Here is an 11,751-nt window from a genome sequence, read left to right as displayed (position 1 = left end):
TATTTGTCGATTCAACTGTGTTCAGGTTGGTCAGATTGGGGCCATTTTTAAATGAGGTCGCTGCGCGGTTCGGGTAAAGAGCGGCCGCGTTCCCGCTGGACAGGGGCTCGGGAAGTCGGCCTCCGCCTGACGGTGCTTGATGCGGGCGGCGCCGCGCGCATTTATCCTGCGGGCATCGATACCCTCAAGATTGGTCGCGGCGTGGGATGGGCTGATTTCGTATGGCCGCTTGACGATCGGCGGGTATCTAGAACGCATCTGGTTCTTGAGCGGCAGGCTAGCGGCGACTGGATTGCCGTGCGGCAGGGCCATAAATATGTCGAGATTAACGGCAGGCCTGTCGAAACGGCGACATCGATCTGTTCCGGGGACACGCTCACGCTTGGGAGTCGGGACGGGCCAAGACTACGCTTCGATATCATTACGCAGCCAGCCGGCAGTGCGACAGATACCCTCCGCACGCGTACTCAGGAGATCGTTAGTGGGTGGCGTGAGGTTTCTCGCAAGCACATGCGTTGGGCGACCGCTGGCTTCGTGACGCTGCTTCTCGCGGTGGTAGGGACATATGGCTTACAGTACCTGCACTATCGCGAGCAGATGGGTCTGCTAGCGGAGATGCAGGACAAGCTGGCCGAACGTGAACGCGCGTCTCACGAGGTCAGCGGACGGTTTCCTGCGGCGACGATCAATAAGCTGAAGAAGGCGGCATATATCGTCATCAAATGCAAAGCGAATGCTAACGGCGTCTGCGATGGCAGAGCGGAGGAAGGATTCGCCACAGCGTGGCCAGTGGAACCGGCGACGTTGGTGACCAACGCGCACGTTGGCCGCCTGATGGATACACTGAAAGCGGGCGAAAGGCTGTGCGTGCGCAGCCCTGGCGATACGCCTAGGACCTACTGTGCAAACAGTTGGCAGGCTCATCCGGCCTACGCCGCCTTCCCGAAACATCTCGGCGCGCTGGGCAATGTCGGTTTGAACGGCGAATTCCAAGCGGCGACGCGCCCTGGCGCGTATGACGTCGCACTGCTTCGGCTCGACGCGCCCGTCGATCCCGCCACCGTTCTCGATCTTGCCACGCCGGCAACGCTGACGGAACTCAGGGAGGGCGACGAGGTGGCATTTGCTGGCTACTTGCTTCGTGACATCGCCGGCAACGAAACGGCCCAACGCGAGCCGACGCCGGAGTTGCATTTCGGCGCGATCAGTTCGCTCACCAATTTCTTCATGTTTGCCTCCGACACGGATATCTCGCACGCCCAACTCATCCATAACTCGATCCCCATCACAGGCGGCGCTTCCGGCGGGCCGGTCGTCGATCGCGACGGGAACGTGGTGGCGGTCGTGAGTTCTGGAAGCATCATTGCCGACGCTAGCAGTGACAGTGTGAACAAGAATTATCCCAGCGCAGCGCTAGTCAACTATGCACAGCGTGCCGACCTCGTTCGCGACATGCTCCCTGGGGGTACGTTCGATATGACGGCAGAAAAGAAATTCTGGGACGAAGAAGCCAAGAAATTCGCCGATCATGAGAGCTATGTGACCACCCAATTCCTAGCCGAGGCCGCCGGCAAACTGAACAGCCTGCTTTCGATCGATGCCAAATTCTCGAAGGCGCTATCGGCTAATCTCCCAGCCGACCAGACCTCGATCGACCTCGAAGAGGGCCAGAGCTATGCGGTGTTTGCCTACATCGACGGTGTTGAGCCGATGCAGGTGATTTTGCGGCGACCAGGGCACCCCGATTGCGATAAGACCGGACGTTGGCCCGGTTTTGTATTTACCGCCGATAGAACTGAAGAGGCGAAGGTGATCGTCTTTTCCAATACTGCACAGAACCGAGACTACCGGCTCACACTCTACAAGGCGGATCACGCGGAGGCTGCGCGAAGTTCGCGATCTAGTGTCGCGGCGATGGCATGCATCGAATAGGGGCGACGGGCCGGATCGGCTGCAGTCATCCCGCGAACTAGCCGTGCGACTGGGTCCGGGCTCAACCAGCTAAAAACGCCCACCGGGCGTGCCGGCAGGAATTCGGCAAGCATGACCCCGAACGAATAGATGTCCTGCTTTGGATTGGCAGCGCCAGCGCGGCCGCCAGCGACTTCTGGCGCCGTATATGAGTGCGTACCCCTCGCCCGCCCTTCCACACTTTCATCGTTTTCAAATGCGGCGAGCCCGAAATCGATGATAACCGGGTTGCCCCGTTCGTCGACGACTATGTTTTCTGGCTTCAGGTCGCGATGGACGATACCCGCCGCATGCAAAGCCGCGAGCGCGTGAGCAATGCGCGTGAATAGGTCGAGCACAGTGACACGGCTAAGGTTCTCGCCCATTAATGGCCTCAGGTTCATGCCTCTGACTAAATCCTGCACGATGACGACGACCGAGTCCTCGATAAAGGCGTTGTAGATCACGACTAATCCGGGATGGCGGACGCGGCGTGCTGCTTCGACTTCGGCCTGAGCATCGCGCACCATCATTTGTCGTTTCTCGACGTCACTGATCGATGAGAAGTCGACCATTTTAATGGCGCGTTCCGCCCCGGTTTCCAGATCATAAGCTCGGCGCACAACACCGTAGCCACCACGACCGAGCACTTCGCATAGGAGATAGCGCTCGGGCAGTATAGGCGACCCAAGCGTTTCGGTTTGGGATGAGTTTCGCGCTCTGTCACAGGACAGCATCGCGCCGCGAGCCCGCTCGGTCAGCGATTTGTTGCCCTGCGCAGTTGCGATCCTGAGGGCTATGCTCGCCTCCTCCATGGCCGTTTCAAGATTTCCGTTGCGGCGCGCCGCCTCGGCTAGCAACAGCCGGGCTGAAGCCTCACGGATCGGGAGGCCATCCTCATTGAAGCGTTCTATGATTGACCGCAGCTTCTCCTCATCGGCCGCCGTCTGTGAGCGGGTCTCGATGTCGATGCCCGCCTCAGTCCAGTCGATCCAGGACCAGCTTGACGTCTCCTCGGGCAGGAAGCGTTTGGATTCTTCGAGCACTCTGCGGGCACGGTCGAATTGTCCCAAGGCCGCGGCCGAACGGCTGACTTCCAGCCCATGCAGGAGGCGCAGGCGAGCGTTCTGCATGGCGATCAGTTGCGCTGCCTCGGCGCCGAGAGCGAGACATTCTGCATGTCGCGACAGAGCCCCCAGCACCTGCATTTTTCCGAGCATGGCGCGAGCGCGTTCCGTCTCGGTAAGCTGATCCGATTCCAGGGCGGCATCGAACTGCAGCACCGAGGCGTCAAAACGTCCGAGTTCCTTGTTCAGCCGGCCAGTTTCGGCGAAGGTTCTCGCGATCTCACCGCCGTCGCCGGACGCCTCGGCCATTGCGCGCAGCAGCTCGAAGGCCGCCATTTCGCCTCGTCCGCGCCAAGAATAAACTGTAGCGAAGAGGCGCGAGATTGCCGGCCTGAAGGGAGCGAGTCGATCATCTATGCCGAGACGCCTGGCCTCGAGCAGCGATACGAGGGCAGTTTCGCCGGAGCCGAGACGATTGTGGACTGCGGCCTGGACAAGCAGGTAACGAACGACCTGCGACGGTTCAGGAGCCAAGCCCAGTTCGAGATCGTCCAGCAGCCTGGAAAGGCTGCGTGGTTCAACATTGTCGGAGATGCCCTTCTCCAGTACGTCGAGTTTTTCTTCGATGGTCGCCATGCCGACAAAGTTATCGTATTTTAGCCAAAGCTGGTAATGTGATGGATGCACTGAACGGGCGCCTGCGCTGGAGTTCCGCGCGTCGCGTGCTGGCCGACTGAACGAGTTCCCTGGAGTGAGGTTAGACTACCATGGAAAATGCGTACGTCACGCGATGGGTTGCTATTTGCATGCTGACGCTGGTATCGGCTGGCCAGGCGCTTTGCCAGGAAGATACCCCGAAATATAGCGACGACTTTATCAAGGGTGGTGAGACCGCAAAGGTTGGCGACTGGCCTTGGCAGGTGCGCATCCTGAATAACGTCAATGACGGGAGCGGCTATTGCGGAGGCGCCCTCGTCGCTGCTGACTGGGTGCTAACGGCGGCGCACTGTGTCAAGGGCAAGCGGACGCTGGCTATCGGCTACGGAAGCTCCGAACTGGCCAAGCTAAAGAGAATGGCAGCGGTGGAGTTGATCGTGCATCCGGACTACACGCGTAATCCCACCAAGAATGATGTCGCACTGATCCGCCTCGCCGAACCCATAAACGATATCGAAACCATCGGGGTCGCCGACGCGAAAACAGACGCACTGCTCGACAAGACTAGCGCCAAGGTGATGGTGACCGGCTGGGGTGCTACTTTTGACAACAAGCTCGATCCGACGATCCTGGCGCTTTACAATCAAGCCAATCCCGAAAACCTCCGGCAAGTGTTGTCGGCCGAGAACGTCAAGATCCCTAATGAGTTACGCCAGGTTGAGATCGATATTATTGATCACGACAAGTGCAAGGCGAACTACGCGCTGCTCGAAAATCCGAACTTTGCCGTAAGCGACACCGAACTCTGCGCCGGCGTGCCCGGCACCGGTCGTGATTCCTGCTATGGCGACAGTGGAGGCCCGCTCTTCGCCGCAGCACCCAATGGAAAAGGCTATATTGAACTCGGCGTAGTCAGTTGGGGCTATCAATGCGGCCACCCGGTGTTTCCCGGCATCTACGCGAGAGTTTCCTCGTTCAAGGATTGGATCGACGCTACGATGAATGCGAAGTAGTTTTATGTGGTCTCGCACAAGAAACCCGTCGCCGGTCAACCGGCGACGGGTTGGAGCGCGAAGGTATAGTCCTGATCAGTCCGGCCGTTCGGACTCGATCCGAACGGCCTGTAGGACAAAGGTTTCCGGTCAGATCGTGTAGTACCCGGATTCGCTGACGACGACGTCGGTGAGCTCGCAGAGGTTCTGGTCCCAAGCGATGGTTTGCGAACCGTCGGCGAACTCCATCAGTACATCGAATCGACAGTAGCCCTCCGGCCGGCGCGGATCGACGGTCATCTCGTAGCCAACGTCGATGGAATAGGATCCGAGAAGGTTGCGCCCCCAGTTCTGCTTGTCGATGTTCGAGATGTAAACACCAACTATCTCGCTCGATCCGACGTTGCTGATGTCGACCCAGCGTTGGTGGGCCGAAGCCGTTCCGGCGGAGAATAAGCTCGCCGCGACGACCAGGGCCGACGCAGTACGGGTGAAGGCGATCTTTGCAAGGGTGGTAATCATTTTCCAGTTCCTCTCTTTGCTACCAGCCACGGCGCCATTGCCGTCGGCTGGTGAGGGAACATGCGTCGAAGCCGTCTCGGACATTGCGCAGCGTTGCGCAAAGCGCTGCCTGTCTGGAGAGGTGCTGCTGCTGGCTTCGCAACGCTCCCCTTCGCCCGCTCCGAACGTCCGCAGCCAACAACGCAAGCGGACCCGGCTCGACGCCTTGGCCGCAACAATGCATTCAGGAAAATCCAGGAGAATTGGTCGCGACAGTCTGCCACGAGCGATGGAAGCCCCCCGAAGTTGGAGGCTTTCTGAGCCCAGCTAATGCGTTGGTCCACATAGTAACATGGCAATCCGGCTTCGAACTCAATGCCTCTGACAGTAAATTCAGTGTCTTTCGAGAGGAGCCTAGTACGTGACGAGAACGATCAACGACTGTGGTTTTTCTGCATCCTTATCTAAAAATGGAAAGTGGACACACGTTGCACCTTGTGATCCGCTCAAAATATGCAACTGTCGTCACGTAAGCGCGTACTAAAGGAGCAGAAACTAAAGTCAGGCTAAAAAAGCCACTTGGGGAGTCATTGATGCGATTTACGCAGGCGATTGCGGTCCAGTGCGCATGGCTTCTGATGGCCAGCGGCGCGAGTGCTCAGGTCGTCCAGCCGCCAATTCAGCACAATTTCGAGACTTACAGCGGCGCGCTGGACTACCTCCTTGGGAACGGCGGCAGAAATACAGATTGTAAATTTGCCAACCAAGAGGAGAAGGATCTCACGACTTTCGGTTTCGTCGATCCGCTCGGGGGCAACGGCAGCGCCGGCGACCGGACCAGGTTGGGGGATGACTCCGTTTTTATTAGCCATCAAGGACTAATCGGACCGAATCTATCTCGACATTGTTCCCCCAATACAGAGAACAGCCAGTTGTCCGGTGGATCGGCCTTAGGCGGTGGCATGTCGTCGCTCCAGTCAACCAGAACGGTGTCACAATTCGACCTCAACCCCCGCCGGGCAGAGCCATGCGATCCCTCCAAGAATCCAGACTGCAAGGATAGTGAAAGCGAGACGCTTTCGAACTACTTTTATCAAGTAAGCCTACCTCCGTCCGCCAATGCCTCCTTCAGCCTCCAGAATAACCATGGCGTTCTGGATGTGAACACGCTGATCCCCTTCGACGGCTTCAGTGTGTTTGGTCAATTTGAATATGAGAACTATCGTCAATCATCCACTATCTATGAGCCGTCGCGGAAGATCGATATCTTCACCGCGCAATTCGGCGCACAATGGAACATCTCAGATGACGGCATCGTCGGGTTCAAGGGAACCTATTCAACTGGGCAAGGCGTTATTGTAGGGCCCAAAAATGTAGCCATCGAAGTGCCCGACTTTCTCGACGACCCTGAAGATCCCCCCTCCACCTTGGTGCTTAAGGGGGATTTTAAGGATCTCTGCGGCGTGCCGAGCGACGGTACAATCGACTCGGATGAGTTCGGCGGCTCGATATTTTATCAAACCAAGTTGAGAGGAAATGGTTTCCTGGTGGCGGAACTCGGCGCGAGTAAAATGCGTGCAAATTATAGTAATAGCCTTTGCAACATAGATGTAGGCGTCGCCGGACATACAACTCTACAGCAAAATACAACTGCTGGCATCATCAGCGGCAGTCCCCACGTCTATGGATTGTCCGCAGATGTGAAGGCGGGATATGATTGGGAATACAATGGGCTGATCGTCGGTCCCCGGCTGGCATTCGATGCCTTTTGGAAAAGCATTGATGGGTATTCGGAAACGGAAGAACATGGAACCTTGTGGGTACCCACAGGCGCCAGCCTTCGCTATGAAGACCAGGACATCACATCCATCCAGACACGCATCGGCCTTGCTGTGTCGACCCCCTTGCTCTTTGATGGCATGACGGTGGTTCCATTCGCGCAACTGGATTATATCCATGAATTCGCGAATGACCAACGCGCGATCAGGGCGAGTTTCGTCGAGGACGGCCGGCCTGACCCCTTTATTTTCAGTTTCAAGACAAATCCACCCGACCGGAACTTTTTCGAGTTGCGTGGTGGAGTGGCCGCCGAAATCTTTCACGGAGGGGTTGCCTATATCGACGGACGCGCGTTCCTGGCGAACGATCTGATAGACGATATCGGGGTTACCGCAGGACTAAGGGTCGCGTTCTGACGTCCCCGATCCAGTTGAAATGCCTCATTGCTGCAGCTTGGCGAGTTCCTCTTTCTTGGCGATGAGGTCAGCTTCGTCCTGCTTGTACTGGGCGAGGTCGGGGTACAATTTCCGCAGGTCACGAATGACCTCCAATGCAGATTGAATCTCCGAGCGAGCCTCACTGGCGCTACCCCGCCTTTGGTACAGGTTCGCGAGCGCATAGTGCGCATTCGCTATCTCTCGGCGCCAGATCGTCAACGCGTCCTTGGCCTTTACTAAATCTTTGAGGAGGTCCAAAGCTTCCTTGAGCGAGTTCTCCGCCTCGTCGATCCGACCGGGCATCTGGATCGCGACTTCGCCGAGTTGTATCAAGCCGACCGCCAGGTCGAGTTTGTAAATTGAACTCCCAGGATCTTCCTTGAGGATAGCGCGCCGGTCGCCAATCGCTTTGTCGTACCAACGCTCCGAATCCTCCAATTTCAGCGTGTCGCCACCCCGCTTGAAGATAGCAAATGCTACCTGGCCTATCCTTTCCTCGATGACGCTTTGGTCCCGCAGCCACTCCCGGTTGAGCGGGTCGTTGTTTAAAAGCCGGTTGACGATCAGCAGCGCGTCTTGGAGGTTCAGGTCTGACTTATGCAAACTTTCAAGCGACGCCGTCACATCTGCGCCGTCTGCCTCTCGCAAATGTGCGCTGGCCAGTCTTTCCAGCAAGATGGAGCGGTCCCTCTGCCAATCCAACCTCGAGGAATCCGATCTGGTGAGTTTGTCGGAAATGGGCAGTGCCTCTTCGTAAAGCTTCAGCGACTCGCCAACGTTCATGTCTACCGACAGGACCATATCTCCCAGCCTCGTCAGCGTGATCAGCTCTGTGCGATCGTATTCGGTATTTCCCTTTTCCGCCGAAACGAGGAGCTTGACCGTGTCAGCTGCCTCCCTTTGCACAACCAGCGCCTCCGAACGGCGGTCCATTTCGACGAGCGTCGTCGCCAGTTCGGAAAGTGCGGTCATCAGGTCGCCACGATCAGAACTATCTTTTCTCTTTTCGATCAGCGATCGCGTTGTCCCGAGGCATTTTTGGTACTCTGCGGCAGACGCCGAGAGATTCCCGCTTTGGTAGTTGAACGACCCTATCCGACAATGTCCTTGAGCCAGTTCCCGCTGCCAGCGCAACTCGCCCGTCTTTGACAGCCATCGTTCCGATAGCGCAATTCTCGATTGCGCCGATGCAATAGCTTCCTTGAACTTCCCCACGTAGCTCCTCTCTTGCGCCTGAGCATCGTACAATTTCAGTCGCATCATCGCGATAGCGGCTGGATCCGGGGCTGAAGCCAGTCCAATCCGTTCCGGGACGGATGGAGACCTTTGTTCCAGCCAATCCAGATCTGCAGCCGAGTTCGCAATGAGGGAGATCCGTTTCTGCTGGGAATGCTCATCGTCCCCAACAAGATTGTACAGTTCAGAGAATTCGAGATTCAGGCGTGCCCGTTGAAGTACAAGCATCGGTGACGTCTCATCGCCGGAGATCAACCCAGCGAAGTCTCGTTCGGCGGATTTCAGCAACTCCTGGATCACGGCCGTGGGGACGCCATAGCGGTCTCGATACTTTGCCGTGGCGCCCAATTGTCGTGCCGCAGTCTCCACAGCGAGTTGGAGACGTTGTTCGGCCTTTAGGCTTTGGTTCCAGGCGATCCACGCTGCTCCGCTCGCGAGAACGGCGAGGAAAAGCATTCCGGCAGCAACGATCTGTGCAACGCGGCGCTGCCGCCGGTCTGCTTCGGCCTGCCTCTGCGTGAGTTCGGCCAGCGAAACACCGAGCATGGTCGCGACAATCTTCAACTTGGCCAAGTTGAATCCGTCACCGCCGCGATGGTCCCCGGTTTGTTCCCGAATGTCGGCGGCCAAGGGCTCCACGAGAGAGCCGTCGTCATCCCGAAGACTGACCAGTCCCCTTGGAAACGCGCCCAACGGCTCATGCAACGGATCGTGGGCAGCGGGGACACCGCTCACAATCACCGCGATAATATTGCCGGGCCGGCCGAGCCCTCTAAAGAAGGAAATCTCCCTTTCCACCCATTGCGAAGCGGCTGCCGACGGACTGCACAGAACGATTAGATATTCGGAATTGTCTAGTGCGTCGCGGATGGTTTTCCCAAGGTCGGTGGACGCGTTCAGGTCGGAGAGGTCCCTGAAGATCGGGGATACCCGTCCGTTGAGATACTTCCCAGACCGGCGAAGCGGTTTGGGAATTTTGTATGACTCCAGCGCCTTCTGCAGTTTCTCTGCAGCCCCCCGATCTGAAGAGGAGTAGCTGATGAAGGCTCTGTACTTGAGCCATCGCGATGCTTCCGAGGAATCGGTAAGCCCCGGTTCTGGAATTCGGCCACTACTTATGCGCTCAGCGTCGGTAGGCACATTGACACCTCGAAACGGCTCATTACTCACCTATGGGCGTAGATGCATAGCCAATTGGGCCGAAACAATGACTCTGGCAAATGTTAGCTTGCGTGGTAGCAAGACGAACGTCAGAATAGGCAAGAGGGCGGGGTCGAACACCAGTTCGCTCGAAAAAGCGGAGGCGCGACTCGCGATGTTTATCCGATTTGCCGCGTAAGTTGCCGACATTTCCGAGCGTTCGAGCAGGCCCATAATGCGCGGTTAGTTAGGCCATTCAATTCGCTGTCAACACCGGCGATGTTTAATAACTGATGGGACCTGTCGGGAGGAAGCAATGGAAAGAGCATCCGATTTCCGTGCAGTGAGAAGGTTAGTTGCCTCGGTGGGGATGGCAATTACCCTGTCGTGTTACTGGGGCAGCGTTTTCGCACACACATTAGGTCCTCTGGATCCGGTGACGAGGCGAGACGCAGCAGAACTTGCTGGACTAACAGAGGCGTTCGGAGACGCTACTCCCCAAATAAAAGGGGTCTACGACAGCATGAAACTATGGGATACGAAGAATAATATTTCAGCGTGCTTTCTGGATGGCGGCAAGTCATTGAAGAAATTCTTTGTAAAAACTGCGAATGAATGGCTGGATGGTACGTCTATCCGCATCAATTTTGGCGATCCACCCGGCTTTAATGCTTGCACGGGTACCTCGGAAGAAGACATCCGAATCTCGTTTAAACAAGAGGGAAGTTGGTCATTCATTGGCACGGACAGCCTACTTCCAGACGTCGTGAAGACAGCTTCACTCAACATTCAGACCGACGGAGCGGCATTCAGCTCACTCAACAAGGCTTGGCTTGAGGAAACGATCCTTCACGAGGTAGGCCATGCGTTGGGCTTGGAGCATGAGCATCAGAGTCCAGAGGCCCATTGTGACGACGAATTCGCTTGGGACGTCGCTATTCCCAAGATAGAAAAAGAATGGGGATGGAGCGAAGACGAAATTTTATTTAATTTCAAAGAAATGGTCGCGTCACCACGATTAAGGACAACCCCGTACGACCGGAAATCTATTATGCACTATGCATTGCCAGCGTGGATGTTCAAGAAAGGAAGGAAGTCGAGGTGTTTTATTTCGCAACCAACTCGGATATCGCTTACAGATCGAGAAACCATTCAAGCGGCATATCCTATCGAGAGCCAGCTTCAGAGTGAGAATATCAAACGCTCGGTTGCTAGAATCGCTACAGATATAGGCGATCAGAAGTGGGACGCAGACCAATGGAAGGTGATCGGAAACGACGTTGGCGAGATCCTCGCCCGTTCGGGGCGAAAAATGTCTTTATCGATTCCGATCTCTCACCAGGATCAGTCGGGCGTGAGAACCGGTAGCCCCGAACGATCTTGCAACTCCGGCGAGTCGACAACGGTTGGCGCCCCGAATTTCAATTGTGCGATAGCAGAGGACGGCAGTAGAATGGTCATTGATGTTTTTGGGGCAAGATAAACGCAATCTATGTAACCTGGTCACCAACGATCCAGTTGCGGCGACAATGGATTGCAAAAGGTATGGACCTGACTTTCTGTCATGCGTTCGAGTTGCGAAAAAACGGGACTCCAATTACGAACGGTTAGAGATCGGCTTCGCCAATTGAACAAGTTGTGTAGCGCCGATCCGAACTATACCGCCACGCTCGAAGCCTTTTGAGCTCGGGTGAGTTGCGGGTGGAGAGCGACCCTTTGCGCATGGGGGATGGCTGAACGCGGTCACTATCCTATCGTGAACCGTACAATTTAGCTCGTGAGATCGGGGCGACACTTCTGCCTGACTGCTGATCGCTGGCGATTCTCACTAGGAACATTGGAGAGACTAGAGGAACGCAATGTGGTGGTGTGCTCCCTTTGCAATCTTGTTCGCGGAAGCCGACCGTCTTGCAACGATCAAATTTGATCCGAGCACTGACGCTGAACGAACGGCCGCTTTCACATTAACCTTCCATCCGCGCTGAACGACCG

At 56.4% G+C, this 11,751-nt stretch carries 7 protein-coding genes; 4 read left to right on the top strand and 3 right to left on the bottom strand.

Features of this window, described 5'->3' with window-relative positions:
• Positions 1–51 precede the first annotated feature (51 nt).
• A complete protein-coding gene (locus FJ951_RS14380; RefSeq protein WP_140515492.1) occupies positions 52–1,932 on the top strand; it encodes a trypsin-like peptidase domain-containing protein in 1,881 nt (626 codons plus the stop codon).
• On the opposite strand, the gene FJ951_RS14375 is transcribed toward FJ951_RS14380, so the two are convergent.
• On the bottom strand, positions 1,872–3,653 hold the full coding sequence (locus FJ951_RS14375) for a serine/threonine-protein kinase (protein WP_140515491.1): 1,782 nt from the start codon (positions 3,651–3,653) through the stop codon (positions 1,872–1,874). The genes FJ951_RS14380 and FJ951_RS14375 overlap by 61 nt on opposite strands.
• Positions 3,654–3,823: 170 nt before the next feature.
• Here FJ951_RS14375 and FJ951_RS14370 point away from each other — a divergent pair, with 170 nt between their 5' ends.
• Positions 3,824–4,687 carry a serine protease gene (locus FJ951_RS14370; RefSeq protein ID WP_181172237.1) on the top strand — a complete coding sequence of 288 codons (864 nt, stop codon included), beginning with the start codon at positions 3,824–3,826 and terminating at the stop codon, positions 4,685–4,687.
• Between the two features lie 129 nt (positions 4,688–4,816).
• On the opposite strand, the gene FJ951_RS14365 is transcribed toward FJ951_RS14370, so the two are convergent.
• The gene (locus tag FJ951_RS14365; protein ID WP_140515489.1) at positions 4,817–5,188 is read right to left on the bottom strand and encodes a hypothetical protein; all 372 of its coding nucleotides are present in this window, start codon (positions 5,186–5,188) and stop codon (positions 4,817–4,819) included.
• A 572-nt stretch (positions 5,189–5,760) separates the two neighbouring features.
• Between FJ951_RS14365 and FJ951_RS14360 the strand changes: the two genes are divergently transcribed.
• Positions 5,761–7,362, top strand: a complete 1,602-nt coding sequence (locus FJ951_RS14360) for an autotransporter outer membrane beta-barrel domain-containing protein (protein ID WP_140515488.1) — start codon at positions 5,761–5,763, stop codon at positions 7,360–7,362.
• A 24-nt stretch (positions 7,363–7,386) separates the two neighbouring features.
• Here FJ951_RS14360 and FJ951_RS14355 read toward each other — a convergent pair whose 3' ends face one another.
• Positions 7,387–9,759 (bottom strand): toll/interleukin-1 receptor domain-containing protein, encoded by a 2,373-nt coding sequence (locus FJ951_RS14355; protein ID WP_181172236.1) that lies wholly within the window; start codon positions 9,757–9,759, stop codon positions 7,387–7,389.
• A gap of 316 nt (positions 9,760–10,075) precedes the next feature.
• Here FJ951_RS14355 and FJ951_RS14350 point away from each other — a divergent pair, with 316 nt between their 5' ends.
• On the top strand, positions 10,076–11,242 hold the full coding sequence (locus FJ951_RS14350; protein ID WP_140515486.1) for a M12 family metallopeptidase: 1,167 nt from the start codon (positions 10,076–10,078) through the stop codon (positions 11,240–11,242).
• Positions 11,243–11,751: the final 509 nt, after the last annotated feature.

The organism is Mesorhizobium sp. B2-2-3 (assembly GCF_006442405.1).
Classification (GTDB): domain Bacteria; phylum Pseudomonadota; class Alphaproteobacteria; order Rhizobiales; family Rhizobiaceae; genus Mesorhizobium.
The sequence above is the reverse complement of the archived record's forward strand: the minus strand, read 5'-3'. Positions and strand labels throughout refer to the sequence as shown.

Bases quoted from the DNA above. Each gene is read 5' to 3' on its own strand.
- FJ951_RS14380 (WP_140515492.1), top strand. From the start codon at position 52: ATGAGGTCGCTGCGCGGTTCGGGTAAAGAGCGGCCGCGTTCCCGCTGG.
- FJ951_RS14375 (WP_140515491.1), bottom strand. From the start codon at position 3,653: ATGGCGACCATCGAAGAAAAACTCGACGTACTGGAGAAGGGCATCTCC.
- FJ951_RS14370 (WP_181172237.1), top strand. From the start codon at position 3,824: ATGCTGACGCTGGTATCGGCTGGCCAGGCGCTTTGCCAGGAAGATACC.
- FJ951_RS14365 (WP_140515489.1), bottom strand. From the start codon at position 5,188: ATGATTACCACCCTTGCAAAGATCGCCTTCACCCGTACTGCGTCGGCC.
- FJ951_RS14360 (WP_140515488.1), top strand. From the start codon at position 5,761: ATGCGATTTACGCAGGCGATTGCGGTCCAGTGCGCATGGCTTCTGATG.
- FJ951_RS14350 (WP_140515486.1), top strand. From the start codon at position 10,076: ATGGAAAGAGCATCCGATTTCCGTGCAGTGAGAAGGTTAGTTGCCTCG.